Consider the following 22,943-nt stretch of genomic DNA (forward strand, 5'->3'; position numbering starts at 1 on the left):
CCGGCCGGGGGTGACGATCACCCCCGGCCATGGTTGCACCCCTCCCCGCCAGCCTGCTAATGATAGCGGTAACGGTAAGGGGGAGAGACTATGCGGTGGTTGATCGCGCTGACGGCATGCGTGCTGACGATCGCGCCGGGCTCCGCGCAGACATCCCGAACCCACGGCTCCCGGGGCGTTACGACGTCGCATTCCGCACCGCATGCCTGGCTCCCGGCCCATCCCTATATCCGGTGGACCACCAGCTGGGGTTCGGCGCAGATGCCCGCCGAGGGCGACAACGCCCTTCCCGCCGGATCCGACCGTGACATCACGCTGCGACAGGTCGTCCGGCTGTCCGCCGGCGGAACGAGGCTGCGTGTGCGCCTGTCGAACCGCTTCGGAACGCAGCCGCTGATGATCGGGGCGGGCCATATCGCATCGGCCACCCGACCTGGGACATCGCGCATCGCGGCGGGTAGATCGCTGACCTTCGCCGGCCACGGCGATGCCGTGATCCCGGCTGGCGCGGACATCTATTCTGATGCGGTCGCGATCGACATCGCGGCGGGAAGCGACCTGGCGATCAGCCTTTTCCTCCCGGAAACACCGGCGCCACAGACCGGCCATCCCGGATCACGGGCAACCAGTTTCCTGGCGTCTGGCAACCGGGTCGGGGATGCCGAACTGGCCGACGCGAAGGCCGTCGTTCACTGGTACGCGATAACCGATGTCGAGGTCGCGGGCGGATCGGCCACGGACGCGGGCACGGTCGTGGCGATCGGCGATTCGATCACCGACGGTTACGGGGTGAAGCCGGAGCGGAACACGCGCTGGCCGGACATCCTCGCCACGCGGCTGCGGTCGACGGCGGCGACATCGAGAATCGGCGTCGTCAACGCCGGCATCGGCGGCAACCGCATCCTGCTCGATGGTCTCGGCCCCAACCTGATGGCGCGTTTCGATCGCGACGTGGTGTCGCGCAGCGGCGTGCGCTGGGCGATCCTGCTGGAGGGCGTCAACGATCTCGGTGTCCTGACCCGCGATGCGCCTGCGACACCGGCGCAGCATGCCGGAATCATCGCCGGGATCACCGCCGCCTATCGCCAGCTCGCCGCACGGGCGCATGCACAAGGGATCGCGCTGATCGGCGGTACGATCACGCCGTTCGGCGGCAACGACTATTATCATCCCGGCCCGGCGACGGAGGCCGATCGACAGGCGATCAACGCCTTCATCCGCGGCTCAGGCGTGTTCGACGCGGTGATCGATTTCGACGCTCTGCTACGCGATCCCGCCATGCCCGACCGGCTGGCGTCCCGCTACGATTCGGGTGACCATCTGCATCCGTCGGAGGCCGGATATCGCGCGATGGGCGAGGCGGTGCCGTTGGCATTGTTCGCCGCGAAGTCCGTCGACCCGCGACCGGCGATCGCATTGACGTTCGACGATATCCCGTCGCACGGCCCGCTCCCGCCGGGCGAGACGCGGCTGTCGGTCATTCGCACGATCACTGCGGCGCTGGCGGCCGGGAAGATCCCCGCGTTCGGCTTCCTCAACGCGGGCATCGGCACGAACGAAGTGGGCGCCGCTGCCGCCACCGCCGCGTGGCGCGCCGCCGGCTACCCGCTCGGCAATCACGGCTGGTCGCATCTGGCGCTGGGCAACGTCGGCGCAGCCGCGTTCACCGCCGACCTGATCCGCAACGAACCGCCGCTGGCGCGGGCCGGCGGCGACTGGCGCTGGTTCCGCTACCCCTTTCTCGACGAGGGCCGCGATCCGGCGATCCGCGAAACGGTGCGTGCGACGCTGGCCGAACGCGGCTACCGGATCGCGGCGGTGACGACCAGCTTCGCCGATTACGACTGGAACGCGCCCTATGTCGCCTGCCGGGCCAGGCGCGACGCCGGCGCCATCGCACGGCTGGAGGCCGCCTATCTGACGGACGTCCGCACATCGGCGCTGGCTGCGCGGGCAGCATCGCAGGCGCGAACCGATCGCGATGTGCCGCAGGTCGTCCTGATGCACGTCGGCGCGTTCGGCGCTCACATGCTGCCAAGGGTGCTGGCCGAGTATCGCACGCTCGGCTTCCGCTTCGTCCCGCTGGAAGAGGCGCAGCGCGATCCGTTCTATGCCGCCGCCGTCGACCCTCGCCTGCCGGGGCCATCCCCGACGCTGCCCTACGCGCCGCTGCAGGGGCCGCCGAAGGGATTGTGCGGATAGACTCCGCAGCAAGCGCTACCTATCGACTGCGCGGCCGTTTGCGCGGCGCTGCGTCGGACTGACGGCGGATCAGCGTGAAATCCAGCATCCGATGCTTCTCCGCCGCGTCGTTCGGCTTCTGGCGGCGGATCGTCGACACCAGCAGTTCGACCGCAGCGCGGGACATGTCGGCGATCGGCTGGTGGATGGTCGTCAGTTCGGGCCAGATCGCGGTCGACAGCGTCGTGTCGTCGAAGCCGCAGACGGTCAGGTCGCTGGGCACGTCGAGCCCGCGGCGATGCGCGACCGCGACCGTCGCCGCCGCCATATCGTCGTTCGAGGCGAAGATCGCGGACGGCGGATCGTCCAGTTCCAGCAACTGCTCCGCCGCGTCGAGCCCCGATCGATAGGTGTAGAGCCCGTGCGCGATCAGCGCGTCGTCGATCGCGATCCCCGCCTCCTCCAGCGCCGCAGAATACCCTTCCAGCCGGCGGGCGCTGGCGGACAGGTTCGGGTTGCCCGTGATGAAGCCGATCCGGCTGTGACCCAGCGCCATGATGTGGCGCATCATCGTCAACGCGGCCTCGCGATCGTCGATGCGGATCGCCAGCAGATCGTCGGGCACGCGCCCGGTCGCGACCGTGACGGTCGGGATGTTCGCCGCCGCCAGCAATTCCAGCACCGCATCCGCCTCGCACAGCGGCGGCGGCAGGACGACGCCGTCGATGCCGCTGTCGATCAGATGGCGGGTCACCTCAAGCTCATGTTCGCCGAGTTCACATTTCTCGACGATGATCTGCACATCGTTGCGGCTCGCCTGATCCAGACTGCCGAGCAGGAATTCGCTGAGAAAGCCGGCGCTGGGATTGCTGTAGAGCAGGCCGATCCGCGTCTGCCCCGCGCCCGCCAGACTGCGCGCCGCCGGATTGGGCGCATAGTTCAGCGCGGAGATCGCGGCATTGACCGTTTCGCGCGTGGCCGGGCGGACATTGCTCTCGCCGTTGATGACGCGCGACACCGTCATCGGGGAAACCCCCGCACGCCGGGCGACGTCGCTGATCGTCGGAGCGGAGCCGGCGCGGCGGGATGGTTTCGGCTTCATGATTGCGCTGCTTTCCCCAAACCGGGGGTTAGCGCAATCGTCACGATGCGAAATGCCCGCGAAAACCCGTAATGGCCACCCTTGCCCTTGCCCAAAACGCTGGATATGGTAGCGCTACCCCGCCCGCTTCGGTGGTCGTACAGACCTCATCAGAAGGTCGCTCAAACTGGAAGGATCGCCAAGGCCATGCGTACCCGCACCCTCTTGCTCGCCGCCGCCGCGACGCTGATCGCCGGCGGAGTCGCGATCGCCCGGACGGATCAGCCGCGCAGTCCCGACGGTCGCCGTTATTTGTCGCAGCCGCTGGTGCGCGAGATCTACACCGCCGATCCCTCTGCCCATGTCTGGGACGGCAAGATCTACGTCTACAACAGTCACGACATCGACGGCCCGACGCCGGAGGACGATCTCGGCGCGCATTTCGAGATGCGCGACTACCGCGTGCTGAAGATGGACGGCATCGGCAAACCGGCGACGGTCGGCCCCGTAGCGCTCGACGTGAAGCAGGTGCCCTGGGCCGAAAAGCAGATGTGGGCACCGGATGCGGCGCGAAAGAACGGCACCTATTATCTCTATTTCCCCGCCAAGGATCGTCAGGGCGCATTCCGCATCGGTGTCGCGACCTCGAAGTCGCCGATGGGCCCGTTCAAGGCGAATCCCCAACCGATCAAAGGCAGCTTCTCGATCGATCCGGCCGTCTTCACCGACGACGACGGCAAGGCGTACATGTACTTCGGTGGCATCTGGGGCGGGCAGCTTCAACGCAATACCACCGGCACCTATGATCCGAACGGGTCGAAGACCGACCTTCAGGCCGACGACAAGCCCGCGCTGACCGCCAAGGTCGCGGCGATGACGCCCGGCATGACCGAGTTCGCCGAGAAGCCGCGCGATGTCGTCATCCTCGACGAGGCGGGCAAGCCGCTGCTCGGCGGCGATCACGATCGGCGGTTCTTCGAGGCGTCGTGGATGCACAAGTACAAGGGCAAGTATTACTTCTCCTACTCGACCGGCGACACGCATTTCCTGAACTACGCGATCGGCGACAATCCCTATGGCCCGTTCACCTACAAGGGGCATGTGATGCTGCCGGTACAGGGCTGGACGACGCATCACTCGATCGTCGAATGGGACAAGCAGTGGTGGCTGTTCTACGCCGATACGCAGCTGTCCGGGCAGACGCGGCTGCGCAACGTCAAGGTCACCGAGTTGTTCTACAATCCCGACGGCACGATCCGGACCATCGATCCGTTCGTGAAGTGATCGGCTGATGTTCCTCGGCATCGATATCGGTACGTCGGGCGTCAAGGCGGTGGTGCTCGACACCGCCGGCGCGGTCGTGGCGCAGGGTACTGCAGCGCTGACCGTACAGCGCCCGCAGCCCCTGTGGTCCGAACAGGACCCCGCCGCATGGTGGGATGCGACCACTGCCGCGGTGCAGGCGATCGACCCGGCGGTACGTCGCTCGGTGCGCGGCATCGGACTGGCCGGGCAGATGCACGGCGCGACCCTGCTCGGTGCTGACGACCGGCCCTTGCGCCCGGCAATCCTCTGGAACGACGGGCGCTCGTTCGCCGAGTGCGCGGAGCTGGAAGCGGCGGAGCCTGAATTCCACAGTGTCGGTGGCAATCTGGTGATGCCGGGCTTCACCGCACCCAAGCTGGAATGGGTCCGCAGGCACGAACCAGACACGTTCGCGCAGGTCCGCACCGTGCTGCTGCCCAAGGACTATGTCCGCCTGCTGATGACGGGCGAAAAGGCGTCCGACCTTTCCGACTCGGCAGGCACCCTGTGGCTCGATGTTGCGCAGCGCCGCTGGAGCGACACGCTGCTCGCCGCCACCGGCCTGACGATCGATCAGATGCCACGACTGGTCGAGGGTACGGAGATCAGCGGACATCTGCTGCCGGACGTCGCCGAACTCTGGGGCATGCCGCAGGTGCCGGTCGCGGGCGGCGGCGGGGACAATGCGGCGGGGGCGGTCGGCGTCGGCGTGGTGGCGGACGGCGATGCGCTGCTGTCGCTCGGCACGTCGGGGGTCATCTTCGTCGCCAACGACGCTTTCCGCCCCAACGTCGCGGGCGCAGTCCACGCCTTCTGCCACGCGCTGCCGGGATTATGGCACCAGATGGCGGTGCATCTGAGCGCTGCATCCTGCATCGACTGGGTCGCGCGGATCACGGGTGCAGCGGGAGCCGCCGACCTGTTCGCGCGCGCCGAAGCCGCCGGCCCCGCCAGCGGTCCGGAGTTGTTCCTGCCTTACCTGTCGGGGGAGCGGACGCCGCACAACGACGCGCAGGTCCGCGGCGCGTTCCTGCGGCTCGACAACGACACCGGCCCGGAACGGCTCGCGCAGGCGGTGCTGGAGGGCGTGGCCTTCGCGCTCGCTGACGGAGTGCGCGTCCTGCGCGAAGCGGGCACCACCGTCGATCGCCTGTCGGTGATCGGCGGCGGCGCACGCTCCGCCTACTGGGGCCGCACGCTGGCCGCTGCGATGGACGTGCCGCTGGTCTATCTGAAAGGCGGCGAGGTCGGGCCCGCCCTCGGCGCAGCCCGTCTCGCCCAGCTTGCCGTCGACGGCGGCGTGCCCGCTCAGGTCTGCGTCGCCCCGCCCGTATCCCACGTCATCGAGCCGGACCGCGAACTGGTAGACCGGCTTGCCCCCAAATACGCCGCGTTCCGCGACGCCTATCCCCGCATGAGGACCTTCTGATGGCTGACTTCTTCGCCGACATTCCCCAGATCGCGTTCGAGGGTCCGGAGACGACCAACGAACTCGCCTATCGCTTCTACGACAAGAACCGCGTCGTGCTGGGCAAGACGATGGAGGAGCATCTGCGCTTCGCCGCCTGCTTCTGGCACACCTTCTGCTGGCCCGGCAGCGACGTGTTCGGCGGCGGCACCTTCGACCGCCCCTGGCACCGCGGCCCGAACGACAGCGCGGCGGCGGCGCAGAAGCGCGAGGTCGCGTTCGACTTCTTCTCGAAGCTCGGCGTACCCTATTATTGCTTCCACGATGTCGACGTGATGGCCGACGCGAACGGCGTGGCCGAGCATCGTCGCTTCTTCGCGGAGGCCGTCGACCATCTCGAAAAGCTGCAGGCTTCGTCGGGCCGCAAGTTGCTGTGGGGCACCGCCAACCTGTTCAGCCATCCGCGCTTCGCCGCCGGTGGTGCGACCAACCCCGACCCGGAAGTGTTCGCATTCGGCGCGATGCAGGTTCGCGACGCGCTGGAGGCGACGCATCGCCTCGGCGGCCAGAACTACGTGCTGTGGGGCGGTCGCGAGGGGTATGAGACGCTGCACAACACCGATCTCAAGCGCGAGCTCGACAATCTCGGTCGCTTCCTGACGCTGGTCGTGGAGCACAAGCACAAGATCGGCTTCACCGGCACGATCCTGATCGAGCCGAAGCCGCACGAGCCGACCAAGCACCAGTACGACTTCGACACCGCCACCGTGTACGGCTTCCTCAAGCGCTACGGCCTTGAGAACGAGGTTCGCGTCAATATCGAGGCAAACCACGCGACGCTGGCGGGCCACACGTTCGAGCATGAGATCGCGACCGCCTCCGCGCTCGGAATCTTCGGGTCGATCGACGCCAATCGCGGCGATCCTCAGAATGGCTGGGACACGGATCAATTCCCGAATTCGGTCGAGGAACTGACGCTGGCAATGCTGGAAATCCTCCGCGCGGGCGGCTTCACGACCGGGGGCTTCAACTTCGACGCCAAGGTCCGCCGTCAGTCGATGGACGCGATCGACCTGTTCCATGGCCATATCGGCGGCATCGACGTCGTCGCGAAGGGGCTGCTGAACGCCGCGGCCCTGATCGAGGACGGTCGCCTCGACGCGATCAAGGTCGAACGCTACGCCGGCTGGACGGGCGCCTTCGGCGAGCAGATCGGCGGCCTCGACCTCGCCGGCATCGCTGATCTTGCGGTCGAAAAGGCGCTGGATCCGAAGCCACGCTCCGGCCGGCAGGAGCGGATCGAGAACATCATCAATCGTTTTATCTGACGCCCCCACGCCACTTCGTCATTGCGAGCGAAGCGAAGCAATCTCGTCCCGGACGCGCAGTTCCGGATTGCTGCCTTGCTTCCGTCCTCGCAGTGACGACCGTGCGTGCCACCACGCAAGAGTGGGCTCCGTCCATTCATCGCGCCGATGAGCCAGGCTCATCGTCAGCGAAGATTGTCACGGGTCCGGTCGGTGTTATCGTGCGTTAAGAGCACGACGACAGCATGATGTCTCCCACAGGCGACATCAGAGGAACAGGACCCTCATGGATCAGACAATCGAACCGGCTGCGAGCGGGACCATCTCCCGCCGCGGCATTATCGTAGGCGGTGCGGCGACCGTCGCGGTAACGGCCGTGTCCGCCGCCGACGCACAAGAGGCGGCCCCCGCCCCGCAACCGACGATGATGCCCGTCGTGCTGGAGGTGAACGGCCAGCGTCGGGACCTGAACCTCGACACCCGCACCACCCTGCTCGACGCGCTACGCGAGCATCTGCACCTGACCGGCACCAAAAAGGGCTGCGACCACGGCCAGTGCGGTGCCTGCACGGTCATGGTCGACGGCAAGCGCATCAATAGCTGCCTCAGCCTCGCCGTGATGCACCAAGGCGACAAGGTCACCACAATCGAAGGGCTCGGCACCCCCGACAAGTTGCACCCGATGCAGGCCGCGTTCGTGAAGCATGACGGATACCAGTGCGGATACTGCACGCCCGGTCAGATCTGCTCCGCGGTCGCGGTGCTCGACGAGATCAAGGCGGGCATCCCCAGTCATGCCTCGCAGGACATCACCGGCAAGTTCCAGGTGACCGACGCCGAAATCCGCGAGCGGATGAGCGGCAACATCTGCCGCTGCGGTGCCTATTCCAACATCGTCGAGGCGATGAACGAAGTTGCGGGGACACGCGCATGAAGCCCTTCTCCTACGAACGCGCGACGACGCCCGCCGAGGCCGCCGCCGCCGCGCTCCGCAACCCCGGTGCCAAGTTCATCGCCGGCGGCACCAACCTGCTCGACCTGATGAAGCTGGAGATCGAGACGCCGCAGCATCTGGTCGATGTCGGCACGCTGAAGCTCGACCGGATCGAGAAGACGTCTAACGGCGGCCTGCGCATCGGCGCGCTCGTCACCAACACCGATCTCGCCGCCGACCAGCGTGTCCGCCGCGATTACGGCGTCCTCAGCCGCGCGATCGTCGCGGGTGCATCGGGCCAGCTTCGCAACAAGGCGACGACTGCGGGCAACCTGCTCCAGCGCACACGCTGCCCGTATTTCTATGACACCAATCAGGCGTGCAACAAGCGCAAGCCCGGCTCCGGCTGTGCGGCGATCGGCGGGTTCAGCCGCCAGCTCGCGGTGATGGGCGTCAGCGATGCGTGCATCGCGACCTATCCGGGCGATATGGCCGTGGCGATGCGCGTGCTCGACGCATCGGTGGAGACGGTGAACTCCGCCGGCCAGTCGCGGACGATCCCGATCGCCGACTTCCACCGCCTGCCCGGCAACACCCCGCATATCGAAACGGCGCTGGCTCCGGGCGAGCTCATCACCGCGGTGACGCTGCCGAAACCGATCGGCGGCACGCACATCTATCGCAAGGTCCGCGACCGCGCCTCCTACGCCTTCGCGCTCGTCTCCGTCGCGGCGGTGATCCAGAAGGACGGCAGCGGCCGCGTCGCGGTCGGCGGCGTCGCGCACAAACCTTGGCGCGTCGAAGCGGCGGAAGCCGCCATGCCGCAGGGGTCGAAGGCCGTTGCAGCTCGCCTGATGGCCGGTGCGAAGCCGACCAGGGACAACCAGTTCAAGGTGCCGCTGGTGGAGCGAACGCTCGCCGCCGCGCTGGCCGAAGTGAGGGCCACAGCATGAAGTTCGATGCGCCCACGGGCAACAATCCGATCGACCGGATGACGGTGATCGGCAAGCCGACCGACCGGATCGACGGCAAGTACAAGACCACCGGCACCGCCCCCTACGCCTATGAGCATAACGACGCTGCGCCGAACGCCGCCTATGGCTACGTCGTCGGTGCGGCGATCGCCAAGGGCCGGATCGCGTCGATCGATCTCGCCGCCGCCAAGGCCGCGCCGGGCGTGCTGGCGATCGTCACCGCCGACACTGCCGGCAAGCTCGCCAAGGGTAACTTCAATACGGCAAAGCTGCTCGGCGGGCCGGAGATCGACCATTATCATCAGGCAATCGCCGTGGTCGTCGCCGACACCTTCGAACAGGCACGCGCCGCCGCGAACCTGATCCGCGTCGACTACGCCCGCGCCAAGGGCCGCTACGACCTGGCGGAGGCGCTGAAGACGGCTCCGCTGAAGGGCGACAGCAGCGGCGAAGGCAGCGCCGCCCCGCCCATCGACAAGGTCGGCGACTTCGCGGGCGCATTCGCCAGCGCACCGGTGAAGCTCGACGCGACCTACACCACGCCCGACCACAGCCACGTCATGATGGAACCGTACGCGACGATCGCGTCGTGGGAGGGCGACAGCCTGACCCTGTGGACCGCCAACCAGATGATCGACTGGGGCAAGGGCGATGTCGCGAAGACGCTCGGCATCCCCAAGGACAAGGTGCGCCTGATCTCGCCCTATGTCGGTGGCGGTTTCGGCGGCAAGCTGTTCGTCCGGTCGGATGCGATCATGGCGGCGCTCGGCGCGCGCGCGGCGAAGCGGCCGGTGAAGGTCGCGCTGACGCGGCCGATGAGCATCAACAACACCACCCACCGCCCCGCGACCGTCCAGCGCATCCGCATCGGCGCGGATCGCGCCGGCAAGATCACCGCCATCGCGCACGAAAGCGGTTCGGGCGATCTGCCCGGCGGTGGTCCCGAGACGGCGGTGTCGCAGACCAAGCTGCTCTACGCCGGTGCCAATCGTCTGACGTCGATGCGCCTCGCCGTGCTCGACCTGCCGGAGGGCAACGCGATGCGCGCCCCTGGCGAGGCTCCCGGCCTGATGGCGCTCGAGGTCGCGATGGACGAGATGGCGGAGAAGCTGGGCATGGACCCGGTCGAATTCCGCATCGTCAACGACACGCAGGTCGACCCGGAAAAGCCGGAGCGCAAGTTCTCGCAACGTCAGTTGGTCAAGTGCCTGCGCGACGGTGCCGAGCGCTTCGGCTGGAGCGCGCGGAATGCCAAGCCCGGCTCCGTCCGCGATGGCCAGTGGCTGATCGGCATGGGCGTGGCGGCGGCGTTCCGCAACAACATGCTGATGAAGTCGGCCGCGCGCGTCCGCCTCGATCAGGCGGGTGTCGTCACGGTCGAAACCGACATGACCGACATCGGCACCGGGACCTACACGATCATCGCCCAGACCGCGGCGGAGATGCTGGGCGTGCCGGTCGAGGCCGTCGTCGTGAAGCTGGGCGATTCGTCCTTCCCCGTCTCCGCCGGGTCCGGTGGCCAGTGGGGCGGCAACAGCTCGACCGCGGGCGTCTACGCCGCCTGCATGAAGATGCGCGAGCAGGTGGCGCAGCGGTTGGGCTTCAACGCTACCGATGTCGAGTTCGCCGGCGGTCAGGTCCGCTCCGGCAACCGCGCCGTCTCACTGACCGATGCGACCAGAAACGGCGCGCTGAGCGCCGAGGACGTCATGGAATATGGCGACGAGTTGCAGAAGCAGCAGCAGCAATCGACCTTCGGTGGCCATTTCGTCGAGGTCGCGGTCAACGCCTATACCGGCGAAACCCGCATCCGCCGTATGCTCGCGGTGTGCGCGGCGGGCCGCATCCTCAACCCGAAGGCGGCGCGCAATCAGGTGATCGGCGGCATGACGATGGGCGCGGGCGCGGCGCTGATGGAGGACCTCGCGGTCGACAAACGCTTCGGCTTCTTCGTCAACCACGACCTCGCCGGCTACGAAGTCCCGGTCCACGCGGACATCCCGCATCAGGAGGTGATCTTCCTCGACGAGGCGGACCCGATGTCCTCGCCGATGAAGGCGAAGGGCGTCGGCGAACTCGGCATCTGCGGCGTCGGCGCGGCGGTCGCCAACGCGGTCTACAACGCCACCGGCGTCCGCGTGCGCGAATACCCGATCACGCTCGACAAATATCTGGACCGCCTGCCGCAGGTGGCATGAGGGACCAACAGGCGAACGGCCGCCCGGCCGTTCGCCTGTCCCGCGTCACTCCCATTCGATCGTGCCCGGCGGCTTCGACGTGTAATCGTACACCACCCGGTTGACGCCCCTCACCTCGTTGATGATCCGCGTTGACACACGCGGCAGGAAGTCGCCGGGGAACTGGAAGGCCTGCGCAGTCATGCCGTCTGTCGACGTCACCGCCCGGAGCGCCAGCACGCTGTCATAGGTCCGCGCGTCGCCCATGACGCCGACCGTCTTCACCGGCAGCAGCACCGCGAACGCCTGCCAGATGGCGTCGTACAGCCCCGCCGCACGGATCTCCTCCAGATATATCGCGTCAGCCTTGCGCAGGATGTCGCACCGCTCGCGTGTGACCTCGCCCGGAATACGGATCGCGAGGCCGGGTCCGGGGAACGGGTGCCGCCCGACGAACACGTCCGGCAGGCCCAGTTCGCGACCGAGCACGCGGACCTCGTCCTTGAACAGCTCGCGCAGCGGCTCGACCAGCTTCATGTTCATGCGCTCGGGCAGGCCACCGACATTGTGGTGGCTCTTGATCGTCACCGAGGGGCCGCCGGTGAAGCTGACGCTTTCGATGACATCCGGATACAGCGTCCCCTGCGCCAGGAAGCCGGCCCCGCCGATCTTATTCGCCTCCGCCTCGAACACGTCGATGAACGTCTTGCCGATGAATTTGCGCTTGGCTTCCGGGTCCGTGACGCCCGCCAGCCCGTCCATGAACAGGTCCTGCGCCTCCACATGCACAAGCGGAATGTTGTAATGATTGCGGAACAGCCCGACGACCTGCTCGGCCTCCCCGGCCCTCAGGATACCACCGTCGACGAACACGCACGTCAGTCGCTCGCCGATCGCCTCGTGGATCAGCAGCGCCGCGACCGACGAGTCGACCCCGCCCGACAGGCCGCAGATGACCTTGCCGTCGCCGACCTGCTCGCGGATCTCGGCGATCTTGGCGGCGCGGAACTCCGCCATCGTCCAGTCGCCCGACAGCCCGCAAATGTGTCGTGCGAAGTTGGCGATCAGCTTGCCCCCGTCCGGCGTGTGCACGACTTCCGGGTGGAACTGCATGCCGTAGATGCGGCGCTCGTCGTCGGCGGTAATCGCGAAGGGCGCCCCCTTGGACGAGGCCACGGGTCGGAAACCGGGCGCCAGTGCCGCGACATGATCGCCGTGGCTCATCCACACCTGGTGCCGCTCGCCTGCGGTCCACAACCCGTCGAACAGGCCGCAACCCTCGTCGACCGAGACGAACGCCTCGCCGAACTCGCCGCTGTTGCCCTTCTCGACACGACCGCCGAGTTGCGCGTTCAGTGCCTGCTGGCCGTAGCAGATGCCGAGGAGCGGCACGCCGGCGTCCAGGATCGGTTGAGGAATGCGCGGACTGTCGGCGTCGACGACGGAGGCTGGCCCGCCCGATAGGATCACGCCCTTTGGCTTCAGGCGATCATATGCGGCCTCGGCGGTCTGGAAGGGCGCGATCTCGCTATAGACCCCCGCCTCCCGCACGCGGCGGGCGATGAGCTGGGTGACCTGGCTGCCGAAATCGACGATGAGGATAGTGTCGGGATGCTCCATGACGAGCCGATAGCGGCCCGCGCCGGATAACGAAAGAGGCCGCGCTTCCGGTGGGGAACGCGGCCTCTTTTCTGTTCGACGTGTCGCGGATCAGGCGGCGGCGTCGAAATCCTCGTCCGACTGGACCGGACCCGAATCCTGACCCTTGGCCGAGACGTCGCGATCGACGAACTCGATGATCGCCATCGGCGACGCGTCCGACAGGCGCGGGCCGGCCTTGATGATGCGGATATAGCCGCCGTTGCGATCGGCGTAGCGCGTTGCGATGACGTCGAACAGCTTTACGAGCTGCGCGTCGTCGAGCAGCCGGGCATGGGCCAGACGACGGTTGGACAGACCACCCTTCTTCGCCAGCGTCACCAGCTTCTCGACGTACGGGCGAAGCTCCTTCGCCTTGGCGACGGTCGTGGTGATCTGCTCGTGCTTGATGAGCGCGGCCGCCATGTTGCGGAACAGGGCGGTACGATGGGCGGAGGTACGCTGTAGCTTACGGCCGCCGACGCGATGACGCATGGTATGTCCTTCGTTCGATAAGGGGCCGTGTCACGGTACCCCAGAGCAGGTGGTGTGGAACGGGCCACCACCGAAAACCCTGACGATCTGGCCGGAAGGTGAGGCGAAGGTTGATCCCACGCTTTGCTTCCGGGGATCAAACCGGCCGCGGCAAAGCCGCGTCCCGACGTCAGACGGGGCGATGCCGCCCCGCTGCCGAGGTGATCGCTCGGGCAGCGGATAGCTTCCGCTATCCGCCAGCGATCACCCCATGATCTCCTGTTCCAGCTTCTTGGCCATTTCCTCGATGTTCTCGGGCGGCCAGCCGGGGATTTCCATGCCCAGGCGCAACCCCATCGACGACAGCACTTCCTTGATCTCGTTCAGGGACTTGCGGCCGAAGTTCGGAGTGCGGAGCATTTCCGCCTCGGTCTTGCCGACCAGATCACCGATATAGATGATGTTGTCGTTCTTCAGGCAGTTCGCCGAACGCACCGACAGTTCCAGCTCATCCACCTTCTTGAGGAGGTAGCGGTTGATCTGCTGGGTGTCGCCCGCCGGCTCCGCACCACCGGCGGCCGGCGCAGCGGCCTGACCGATCGGGGCCGAACGCGTGACCGACGAATCGTCGAAGTGGACGAACAGCGCCAGCTGGTCCTGAAGGATGCGGCCGGCATAGCCCACCGCATCTTCCGGGGTGACGGTGCCGTCGGTTTCGATCGTCAGCGTCAGCTTGTCATAGTCCAGATCCTGCCCGACGCGGGTCGGGTCGACCTTGTACGACACCTGACGTACCGGCGAGTACAGCGCATCGACCGGGATCAGCCCGATCGGGGCGTCGGCCGGACGGTTGGCGGTCGCGGGGACATAGCCCTTACCGACATCGGCGGTCAGCTCCATGTTGAGCGTCGCACCCTCGTCGAGGTGGCAGATCACGAGGTCCTTGTTCATGACCTCGATGTCGCCCGACACGGCGATGTCGCCGGCCTTCACCTCGGCCGGGCCGGTGGCGGACAGCTGGAGGCGCTTCGGCCCCTCGCCCTGCATGCGCAGCGCGATCTGCTTCACGTTCAGGACGATGTCGGTGACATCCTCACGAACGCCGGCCAGCGACGAGAACTCGTGCAGGACGTTCTCGATCTTGATCGACGTCACCGCCGCGCCCTGAAGCGAGGAGAGCAGAACTCGACGAAGCGCGTTGCCGAGCGTCAGGCCGAAGCCACGCTCCAGCGGCTCGGCGACGAAGGTCGCCTTGCGCTTGCCGTCACCGCCCTTTTTCTCCAGGCCGTTCGGCTTCTTGAGTTCCTGCCAGTTCTTTGCGTTGACAGCCACGGGGTTCCCCTGGGTTGGAGGCGGTTGGGGAACCGCCTCAAGTAACGAAGACGCCGGCTCGTCAGCCGGCGCCCGATCATTCAAACGCGACGACGCTTCGACGGACGCACGCCATTGTGCGGGATCGAGGTGACGTCACGGATCGAGGTGATCTGAAAACCGACGGCCTGCAGCGCGCGGAGCGCCGACTCGCGCCCCGAACCGGGGCCCTTGACCTCGACTTCGAGCGTGCGAACGCCATGTTCGGCGGCCTTCTTGCCGGCGTCTTCCGCGGCGACCTGCGCTGCGTACGGCGTCGACTTGCGCGAGCCCTTGAAGCCCATCGCACCGGCGGACGACCACGAGATGGCATTGCCCTGCGCGTCGGTGATCGTGATCATCGTGTTGTTGAAGCTGGCGTTCACATGGGCGACGCCGGCGGTGATGTTCTTGCGTTCGCGACGGCGAATACGCTGCGGTTCACGTGCCATTGAATGTAATCCTGACCTGGATCGTCTGATGCGAAAGCCGGGAGGTGCAGGACCTCGCACCGGCTCTCCGCGGAGAAGATGTCAAAAACGGACCCGAGGGCCGTTTTACTTCTTCTTGCCCGCGATCGGCTTCGCCTTGCCCTTGCGGGTGCGCGCATTGGTGTGCGTGCGCTGGCCGCGGACCGGCAGGCCCTTGCGGTGGCGCAGGCCACGATAGCAGGCGAGATCCATCAGGCGCTTGATGTTCATCGCGGTTTCGCGACGCAGATCGCCCTCAACCATGTGGTCGGCATCAATCGCTTCGCGGATCTGGAGGACCTCCTGGTCCGTCAGATCCTGCACGCGGCGCTCGGCGGCGATCTCAAGCTTGTCCGTGATCTGCTTGGCCTTGGCCGGACCGATCCCGTGGATGTATGTCAGCGCGATCACCACGCGCTTGTTGGTCGGGATGTTAACACCCGCGATACGTGCCATGTGTATGTTCTCCTAGCTCCACGGCACCCGGCATGGCAGCACGGGCGCCATCTCGACGCGTTGGTCCCGTTCGACCGGTTCTACGATGATGCCGGAGCATCGACGCAAGATGGCGGCGAGCGCAAACGAGCGCCGCCGGCAAACCGGTGTATCGGGGTCTGGTCAGTTAGGCCGCGCGAAACGCCGAGTCAAGCGGCGGGTTCCACCGGCCCGGCCGCTTTGCTGCGCAGTCCGACCCAACGGCGCAGCGCGACGACGAACCAGATCAGCTCCACCGCGCCGAACGGCCAGGCCCCTTGAAGAAAGCCATAAGCCGACCCCATCAGGCATCCCAACGCGAACAGGAACGTCCAGAACGGCGCCCGATCCTCCAGCACGTAGCAGACGAGCATGAAGGTGACGGCGAACAGGCCGAAGGCGGTGAGTGCGTCCATGCCCGGCCATGTGGGGCCTGCGCGCCGGAATGACCAGCCGTCAGCCCGGCAGCACCAGCCGCGCCACCAGCCCCGGGGCGTTGTCCGCCAGTTCGAAACGCCCGCCGTGCAGCCGCGCGACCGTGTCGATCAGCGCCAGACCCAGCCCCGCCCCCGGTGTCGAACGGGCACTGTCGAGCCGGCCGAACCGCTTCATCGCCTGTGCCCGGTCGTGCGCAGCGATCCCGGGGCCGCGATCCTCCACCTGGATCGCAACACCGTCCGGCAGACGGCGCAGCCGCAACACGATCTCCCGCTTCGCCCCCGCCTGCTTCGGAACGCCCTGCTTCGGAACACCGTGTTTCAGGGCGTTGTCGACGAGGTTGGCCAGCGCCTGACTCACGAGTTCGCGGTGCAGCGACAGGGGCGGGGGCCGATCGTCGATCGCCACGTCGAACCGGATGCCGGCATCCTCGGCCACCGGCTGGTAGAGTTCCGCCACCTCCTCCACGAGGTCGGCCGGCTCCACCAGCGTGAAGCGATCGCGCGACACCGACTCGGAGCGGCTGATCTCTATGACCATCGTCAGCATCCGCATCACCAGATCGGTCTCCACGAGCAGCCCGCCGAGCGCCGAGTCGCGCTGGGCCGGATCGGACACCAGCACCGCCTGTTCCGTCTTGGTCCGTAGTCGCGCGAGCGGGGAGCGAAGGTCGTGCGCCAGGCTGTCCGTCACCACCCGAAGTTCGGACATCAGCCCCTCGATCCGCTCCAGCATCGCATTCAGCCTCGCCGCCAGTCGGTCGAAGGCGTCCGCCCCCCTCGCCTCCATCGGCACGCGACGCGACAGATTGCCCTCTCCCGCCTCGTCGATCACCGCCGCGATGCGATCGAGCCGGGTCGCGACGTAGCGGGCGAGGACGAGGCCGGCGACGATCCCCAGCGCCAGCGACATCACCACCGCCAGCGCCAGCGCCCGCTCGATCGCGGTCTGCTCCGCCTCGATCACGTCGAGCTTGCGCCCGGTCAGCAGCCAGACCCGCCCGACCGGCCGCAGGATATAGCCCGCTTCATGCTCGCGCCAGCCGGGCAGATCGGCGAGATAGCCGACGCGAAACGCGCGCGCCGCGATCGGCACCTCCAGCCGGGGTGGCGCATAGCCGATCAGGCGACGACCCTCCTCGTCGACGATCGCCACGACCAGCGACGTGTCGCCGGGCGGCTGCGCATTGCGGACCGCCTGGCTCAGCCGCGGCAGGCCACCCTCGCGCCAGAGCGCGATCAGCGCGTCGGACTGTTCGACCATCTCCCGCCGGGTCGCGGCGATCGCGACGTCGTGGGTCTGTTTCCAGAGGAAGCCGATCAGCGCGAGATTGCTGAGCAGCGCCAGCGCGATCGCCAGCAGCGCGATCCGCGCCGTGACCGACAGCCGCCCCCCCCAGGGCGTCAACCGTCGACCGCCAATCGGTAGCCGGCCCCGCGCACCGTGTGCAGGATCGGCGTCGGGAACCCGTCCTCCAGCTTGCGGCGAAGGCGGCCGATATGCACGTCGACCACGTTGGAGCCGGGGTCGAAATGATAGTTCCAGATCTTCTCCAGCATCATCGTGCGGGTGACGACCTGACCGGCGTGGCGGGCGAGGAACTCCAGCAGGCTGAACTCGCGCGTGCCGAGCGGGATCGAGCGGCCGGCGCGGCTGACGTGGCGCGACAGCAGATCGATCTCCAGATCGCCGACCGACAGCCGCGTCTTCTGCGGCTCGGCCGTCGCCCGATCGGTGCGGCGGACCAGCGCCTCGATCCGCGCGGACAGTTCGGCGAACGAGAAGGGCTTGCAGAGGTAATCGTCGGCTCCTGCCTTCAGCCCGTCGACCCGGTCGTCGACCGAAGCGAGCGCGGAGAGGACCAGCACCGGCGTTTCGACCTTCGCGGCGCGCAACGCCCCGACCAGCGACAATCCGTCCAGCCCCGGCAGCATCCGGTCGGCGATCACGAGATCGAAGATGCCCTCGCTCGCCAGAAAAAGCCCGTCGCGGCCGTCATGGCTCGTCTCGACGGCGTAGCCGGCCTCGGTCAGGCCCTTGGCCAGGTAGGCGGCGGTGGAGGGATCATCCTCGACGATCAGTATCTTGCGGGTCAAATGGCGCTCCGCCCAATCGTGGGGCTCGATCCTGTAGAATAGCGGCCTCTACAGTAAAGGCCGGCGGAAGGCATCCCTCCGCCGGCCCTACCGGCGCCCCCGGGAGTGACGGGCGCCGATGGCGTGGGCCGGTTGCGCGGCGGGAGGACCGCGGCACCCGGCCGTAGCGGCGTCATAGGCCGATGCGGTTTGCGACGGCGTGAAGACGGCGTGACAAAATCGTCATTCACCCGCCGCTGCCGTCAGCCGACCACCTGTTCGGCGACCACGCGCGGATCGCTGGCGAGGGAATGCAGATACAATTGCCGGTTCAGCGACCCCGCCGGCAGCTTCCCCAGCGACTTCGCCTGCGCCCTGGTCAGGGCGAACCGGCGATATCCCCGATCGCTCAGGCATCGCTCGACGACATTGGTGAGGACCTTGCCGACTTCCCGCACGCGCGCATCGGGGCGCAGTGCCCGCATCCGGAGCACCCGGGCGTTGGGGTCGAGTTCATCGCCGTTGTTGATCTCGCGATCCGCCGTTTCCAGCACGCGGATCGCGTCCTTCGCCTGCTGCGTGTCCCGCACGTCGGCGAAATAGCCGGTCTTCGCGCATTCGAACGAGTCGATCCGGTACTGGTCGATCGACACACCGGGCTTCCCCCAACTCGTCTGCGGCGGTTTCGTGGCCGCCACGACCAGGCCCCCGGCGAGGATCAGGATACCGAACCGAACCGCCTGCATGTCACCCTCCTCGAACCATCCGGCCCTAGGATAGGCGAAGCACGATCAGGCGTCGAGGATGGCGGCGATCTGGCCGCCGACCACGTCCATGTCGGCCATTCCGTCGACGCGCGACACTAGCCCGCGCTCTTCGTAAAGCGGCAGGATCGGCGCGGTCTTCGCGCGATATTCGGCCATGCGCGTCGACACCGTGTCGGCATTGTCGTCGGGACGGCGCTTGAACTCGGTGGAGCCGCACACGTCGCAGACGCCCGCGACCGCCGGCTGCTTGAACACGTCGTGATAGCCGGTGCCGCACGCGGCGCAGGTGTAGCGGCCGACGATGCGCTCGATCAACGCGGCCTCGTCCACCTCCAGCTCGATCACCGCATCCAGCTGCTGCCCGCGTTCGGTCAGCAACAGGTCCAGTGCGTCCGCCTGCGCCGCGGTGCGCGGATAGCCGTCGAAGATCGCGCCATGCTCGACACCCTGATCCAGACGTTCGCCGATCAACGCGGAGACGATCGCGTCGGATACGAGTTCGCCGGCATCCATCACCGCCTTGGCCTGCACACCCACGGGCGTGCCGGCCTTGACCGCTGCACGCAGCATGTCGCCCGTCGACAGTTGCACCATGCCGCGCTCGCTGACGAGCCGTGCGGCCTGCGTGCCCTTGCCCGCGCCCGGCGGTCCCAGCAGGATGATGTTCACGGCCACTCTCCCCTTAACGTCCCTGCCGCCCCGCTCAGCGGAGTCGGCCACCCTTCAGCTTCGCCTTCTTGATGAGGTCACCATATTGGTGCGCCAGCAAATGCGACTGGATCTGCGTCACCGTATCCATCGTGACGTTGACCACGATCAGCAGGCTGGTGCCACCCAGGTAGAAGGGGATCGACAGCGCCGACACCAGATATTCCGGCAACAGGCAGATGATCGTCAGATACGCCGCACCGAGCACGGTGATGCGCGTCAGGACGTAATCGAAATAATTCTCGGTGTTCTTGCCGGGACGGATGCCCGGCACGAACCCGCCGTACCGCTTCAGATTGTCCGCGGTCTCTTCCGGATTGAACACCACCGCGGTGTAGAAGAACGAGAAGAAGATGATGCCGGCCCCGTACAGCAGCATGTACACCGGGCTGCCGTGCTGGAGATACTGGTTGAGGGTGATGATGAAATCGCCCCACTTCGACTCGCCGGCCACGCGCTGACCCGCGAACTGCGAAATCGTCAGCGGCATCAGCAGCAGCGACGACGCGAAGATCGGCGGAATGACGCCCGCCGTGTTGATCTTCAGCGGCAGATGGCTGCGATCCGCCTGCATCCCGCGCTGCGTCTGACGCTTGGGATACTGGATCAGGATGCGACGCTGAGCGCGCTCCATGAAGCAGATGAACAGGACGAGGGCGACGACCGCGACGATGATGCCGATCAGGCGCAGCGGGTCGAGCGAGCCCGAACGACCGCCTTCCAGCAGGTTGACGAGCGTCGTCGGCAGATGCGCGACGATGCCGGCCATGATGATGAGCGACACGCCGTTGCCGATACCACGACTGGTGATCTGCTCGCCCAGCCACATCAGGAACATCGTCCCGCCGATCAGCGAGATGACGGCGGCGACGCGGAACGCCATGCCCGGCTCGATCACCGCCTGAACGCCGTTCGACGCACCCAGCGCCTCGAGGCCGACGGCAATGAAATAGCCCTGCACCGCGGTCAGCAGCACCGTGCCGTACCGCGTATACTGGTTCAGCCGCTTGCGACCACTCTCGCCGTCCTTCTTGATCGCCGCCAGCTTGGGGCTGAGCGACGTCGCGAGCTGCACCACGATGGACGCGGTGATGTATGGCATCACGCCCAGCGCGATCAGCGACATGCGGCTGAGCGAGCCGCCCGAGAAAGTGTTGAAGAAATCGAGCACCCCGCCCGTCGTCCGCTCGCTGAGCAGGCCGAGCGCGGTCGGGTCGACACCCGGCAGCGGTACGTAGCTGAGCAGGCGGAAGACGATCAGCGCACCGATCGTGAACCACAGCCGCTTCTTGAGGTCGGTCGCTTTCGCGAACTTCGACAGGCTGATGCTTTGCGCCATCTGGTCGGCTGCGGATGCCATGCGGGATTGTGTCCTGGAAACAGAAACGGCGGGCGAGCGTTATGTCGCTCCCCCGCCGCTCATATAGTCGCCCGCCAAGGCTTGTCTAACCTCCGGCGGAATAATCCGTCCCGGCATGTCGCCGGGACCCAGTTACGAGCGGCCCGATGCTGGACCCCGGCGTGCCGGGGTGGCGGACGGGTTCAGGCCTTGAACGATGCCTTGTGAGCCTGACGCTCCTTGTACTTCACGCCCTTCTTGGCGGCGGCCTTCTCGGCGGCGGGCACGACCTCGATCACCGAAACCGAACCGCCCGACTTCTCGACGGCCTCGATCGCGCCCTTCGACGCGCCGGCGACGGTGAAGGTCAGCTTGGCGGTCAGTTCGCCTTTGCCGAGCAGGCGCACGCCGTCCTTGCCGCCACGGGCCAGACCGGCCAGCTTCAGCGCCGCATGGTCGAGCGCCGCCCCGGCTTCGATCTTGCCGGCATCGACCGCCTTCTGGATCGCACCGAGGTTCACCTCGGCATAATCCTTGGCGAAGATGTTGTTGAAGCCACGCTTCGGCAGACGCATGTGCAGCGGCATCTGGCCGCCCTCGAAGCCGGCGATGGACACGCCCTCGCGGCTCTTCTGACCCTTCTGGCCACGTCCGCCGGTCTTGCCCTTGCCGGAACCGATGCCGCGGCCGACGCGGATCTTGGACTTGCGGGCGCCGTCGTTGTCGCGGAGTTCGTTGAGCTTCATGATATGCACTCGCTTTCGCTTGTTACGCGCTGGTTGCTGGAAACCGGAAAAAGGAAGGGGGCCGGTTAGCCCCCTTCCCCGTATTTGTCACTGATGAAGTGGGGCTCAGCCCTGCACTTCGACCATGTGCTGCACCTTGCGGATCATGCCGCGAACCTCGGGGCTATCCTCGAGTTCCGACACGCGGTGCATCTTGTTGAGGCCGAGGCCGATGAGCGTCGCGCGCTGATCGCCGGTGCGGCGGATCGGCGAACCGGTCTGCTTGATCTTGATCGTCGCCATCTGAATTTACTCCGTGATGGCCGCGGCATCGGCCTCGGCGGTCTGCGCCGAAGCGCCCGCGCCGCGGCCGAGCAGGTCGGCGATCTTCTTGCCACGACGCTGCGCGACGGCCTTGGGCGAAGTCTGGTCGCCCAGCGCCTCGAACGTCGCACGGATCATGTTGTAGGGGTTCGACGTGCCGATCGACTTCGTCACCACGTCGGCGACGCCGAGCGATTCGAAGATGGCGCGCATCGGACCACCGGCGATGATGCCGGTGCCCTGCGGCGCCGAACGCAGCGTCACGCGACCGGCACCAAAGTGACCGTTGCCGTCATGATGCAGCGTGCGGCCATCCTTCAGGGGCACGCGGACCATCTTCTTCTTGGCCGCGGCGGTCGCCTTGGAGATCGCCTCCGGCACTTCGCGGGCCTTGCCGTGGCCGAAGCCCGCACGACCCTTGCCGTCACCGACGACGACCAGAGCCGCAAAGCCGAAGCGCTTGCCGCCCTTCACCGTCTTCGAAACGCGGTTGATGTGCACCAGCTTCTCGATCAGCTCTTCGCCGCCATCGTCCTGGCCGGGGCCACCACGACCGCGATTGTCGCGACCGCCACGGCCGCCGTCACGGCCGCCGCGCTGTCCGCCCGGACCACCACGGCCGCGGCCACCGCCGCCACCGCCGCCCGGACCACCGCGTCCACGGCCACCGCCCTGTCCGCCCTGATAACCGCCACCAGTGTTGTTGCTGGTGTTAGCGCCGGCATCACCGGCGGGAGCCTCGACCGCGGCAGGATTGCCGGGCTGCGACTGGATATCGTTGGTGTCGGCCATTC

Annotated in this window: 22 protein-coding genes; 7 read left to right on the forward strand and 15 right to left on the reverse strand. The window is 67.0% G+C overall.

Annotated features, from left to right (window positions below; translation table 11 throughout):
- Nucleotides 1-90 precede the first annotated feature (90 nt).
- Entirely contained in the window at nucleotides 91-2,202 is a 2,112-nt protein-coding gene (locus ASG07_RS17215) for a GDSL-type esterase/lipase family protein (RefSeq protein ID WP_156361818.1), read from the forward strand.
- 19 nt (nucleotides 2,203-2,221) lie between these two features.
- On the opposite strand, the gene ASG07_RS10060 is transcribed toward ASG07_RS17215, so the two are convergent.
- Nucleotides 2,222-3,283, reverse strand: coding sequence for a LacI family DNA-binding transcriptional regulator (locus ASG07_RS10060; protein ID WP_055845433.1), 1,062 nt, complete (start codon nucleotides 3,281-3,283; stop codon nucleotides 2,222-2,224).
- 186 nt (nucleotides 3,284-3,469) lie between these two features.
- Between ASG07_RS10060 and ASG07_RS10065 the strand changes: the two genes are divergently transcribed.
- The 6 genes from ASG07_RS10065 (at nucleotide 3,470) to paoC (ending at nucleotide 11,388) form a co-directional block, all read left to right on the forward strand.
- Nucleotides 3,470-4,546, forward strand: a complete 1,077-nt coding sequence (locus ASG07_RS10065; protein ID WP_156361819.1) for a glycoside hydrolase family 43 protein — start codon at nucleotides 3,470-3,472, stop codon at nucleotides 4,544-4,546.
- A gap of 7 nt (nucleotides 4,547-4,553) precedes the next feature.
- Nucleotides 4,554-5,996, forward strand: coding sequence for a xylulokinase (xylB, locus tag ASG07_RS10070; protein WP_055845437.1), 1,443 nt, complete (start codon nucleotides 4,554-4,556; stop codon nucleotides 5,994-5,996).
- The gene (gene xylA / locus ASG07_RS10075) at nucleotides 5,993-7,303 is read left to right on the forward strand and encodes a xylose isomerase (protein WP_156361820.1); all 1,311 of its coding nucleotides are present in this window, start codon (nucleotides 5,993-5,995) and stop codon (nucleotides 7,301-7,303) included. Before xylB ends, xylA begins: the two co-directional genes overlap by 4 nt.
- 265 nt (nucleotides 7,304-7,568) lie before the next feature.
- The gene (gene paoA, locus ASG07_RS10080; protein WP_055845444.1) at nucleotides 7,569-8,216 is read left to right on the forward strand and encodes an aldehyde dehydrogenase iron-sulfur subunit PaoA; all 648 of its coding nucleotides are present in this window, start codon (nucleotides 7,569-7,571) and stop codon (nucleotides 8,214-8,216) included.
- Nucleotides 8,213-9,169, forward strand: a complete 957-nt coding sequence (locus ASG07_RS10085; protein WP_055845448.1) for an FAD binding domain-containing protein — start codon at nucleotides 8,213-8,215, stop codon at nucleotides 9,167-9,169. Before paoA ends, ASG07_RS10085 begins: the two co-directional genes overlap by 4 nt.
- The gene (gene paoC, locus ASG07_RS10090) at nucleotides 9,166-11,388 is read left to right on the forward strand and encodes an aldehyde oxidoreductase molybdenum-binding subunit PaoC (protein WP_055845452.1); all 2,223 of its coding nucleotides are present in this window, start codon (nucleotides 9,166-9,168) and stop codon (nucleotides 11,386-11,388) included. Before ASG07_RS10085 ends, paoC begins: the two co-directional genes overlap by 4 nt.
- A 45-nt stretch (nucleotides 11,389-11,433) precedes the next feature.
- On the opposite strand, the gene guaA is transcribed toward paoC, so the two are convergent.
- From guaA to rpsE, 14 genes are all read right to left on the reverse strand, one after another.
- Nucleotides 11,434-12,987 carry a glutamine-hydrolyzing GMP synthase gene (gene guaA, locus ASG07_RS10095; RefSeq protein ID WP_055845457.1) on the reverse strand — a complete coding sequence of 518 codons (1,554 nt, stop codon included), beginning with the start codon at nucleotides 12,985-12,987 and terminating at the stop codon, nucleotides 11,434-11,436.
- Nucleotides 12,988-13,077: 90 nt separating this feature from the next.
- Nucleotides 13,078-13,500, reverse strand: a complete 423-nt coding sequence (rplQ, locus tag ASG07_RS10100; RefSeq protein WP_055845460.1) for a 50S ribosomal protein L17 — start codon at nucleotides 13,498-13,500, stop codon at nucleotides 13,078-13,080.
- Between the two features lie 243 nt (nucleotides 13,501-13,743).
- Nucleotides 13,744-14,811 carry a DNA-directed RNA polymerase subunit alpha gene (locus ASG07_RS10105; protein ID WP_055845464.1) on the reverse strand — a complete coding sequence of 356 codons (1,068 nt, stop codon included), beginning with the start codon at nucleotides 14,809-14,811 and terminating at the stop codon, nucleotides 13,744-13,746.
- 80 nt (nucleotides 14,812-14,891) lie between these two features.
- Nucleotides 14,892-15,281, reverse strand: a complete 390-nt coding sequence (gene rpsK / locus ASG07_RS10110) for a 30S ribosomal protein S11 (RefSeq protein ID WP_037534130.1) — start codon at nucleotides 15,279-15,281, stop codon at nucleotides 14,892-14,894.
- 105 nt (nucleotides 15,282-15,386) lie between these two features.
- Nucleotides 15,387-15,755, reverse strand: coding sequence for a 30S ribosomal protein S13 (gene rpsM / locus ASG07_RS10115; RefSeq protein WP_055845469.1), 369 nt, complete (start codon nucleotides 15,753-15,755; stop codon nucleotides 15,387-15,389).
- Nucleotides 15,756-15,943: 188 nt separating this feature from the next.
- On the reverse strand, nucleotides 15,944-16,189 hold the full coding sequence (locus tag ASG07_RS10120; protein WP_055845473.1) for a hypothetical protein: 246 nt from the start codon (nucleotides 16,187-16,189) through the stop codon (nucleotides 15,944-15,946).
- A 40-nt stretch (nucleotides 16,190-16,229) separates the two neighbouring features.
- Nucleotides 16,230-17,618, reverse strand: coding sequence for a sensor histidine kinase (locus tag ASG07_RS10125; protein ID WP_055845476.1), 1,389 nt, complete (start codon nucleotides 17,616-17,618; stop codon nucleotides 16,230-16,232).
- The gene (locus ASG07_RS10130) at nucleotides 17,615-18,307 is read right to left on the reverse strand and encodes a winged helix-turn-helix domain-containing protein (RefSeq protein ID WP_055845480.1); all 693 of its coding nucleotides are present in this window, start codon (nucleotides 18,305-18,307) and stop codon (nucleotides 17,615-17,617) included. Before ASG07_RS10130 ends, ASG07_RS10125 begins: the two co-directional genes overlap by 4 nt.
- A gap of 242 nt (nucleotides 18,308-18,549) precedes the next feature.
- A complete protein-coding gene (locus tag ASG07_RS10135) occupies nucleotides 18,550-19,032 on the reverse strand; it encodes a hypothetical protein (RefSeq protein WP_055845483.1) in 483 nt (160 codons plus the stop codon).
- A gap of 45 nt (nucleotides 19,033-19,077) precedes the next feature.
- Nucleotides 19,078-19,722: an adenylate kinase gene (locus ASG07_RS10140; protein ID WP_055846108.1), complete on the reverse strand. Its 645-nt coding sequence runs from the start codon at nucleotides 19,720-19,722 to the stop codon at nucleotides 19,078-19,080.
- A 34-nt stretch (nucleotides 19,723-19,756) separates the two neighbouring features.
- On the reverse strand, nucleotides 19,757-21,121 hold the full coding sequence (gene secY, locus ASG07_RS10145; protein ID WP_055845486.1) for a preprotein translocase subunit SecY: 1,365 nt from the start codon (nucleotides 21,119-21,121) through the stop codon (nucleotides 19,757-19,759).
- 182 nt (nucleotides 21,122-21,303) lie between these two features.
- Nucleotides 21,304-21,846, reverse strand: a complete 543-nt coding sequence (rplO, locus tag ASG07_RS10150; RefSeq protein ID WP_055846111.1) for a 50S ribosomal protein L15 — start codon at nucleotides 21,844-21,846, stop codon at nucleotides 21,304-21,306.
- A gap of 105 nt (nucleotides 21,847-21,951) precedes the next feature.
- Complete coding sequence (rpmD, locus tag ASG07_RS10155) at nucleotides 21,952-22,128, reverse strand: 50S ribosomal protein L30 (RefSeq protein WP_055845490.1); 177 nt, start codon at nucleotides 22,126-22,128, stop codon at nucleotides 21,952-21,954.
- 6 nt (nucleotides 22,129-22,134) lie between these two features.
- Complete coding sequence (rpsE, locus tag ASG07_RS10160) at nucleotides 22,135-22,941, reverse strand: 30S ribosomal protein S5 (RefSeq protein ID WP_055845493.1); 807 nt, start codon at nucleotides 22,939-22,941, stop codon at nucleotides 22,135-22,137.
- Between the last annotated feature and the right edge of the window lie 2 nt (nucleotides 22,942-22,943).

The sequence above is a fragment of the Sphingomonas sp. Leaf343 genome, from assembly GCF_001423765.1.
Lineage (GTDB): Bacteria > Pseudomonadota > Alphaproteobacteria > Sphingomonadales > Sphingomonadaceae > Sphingomonas.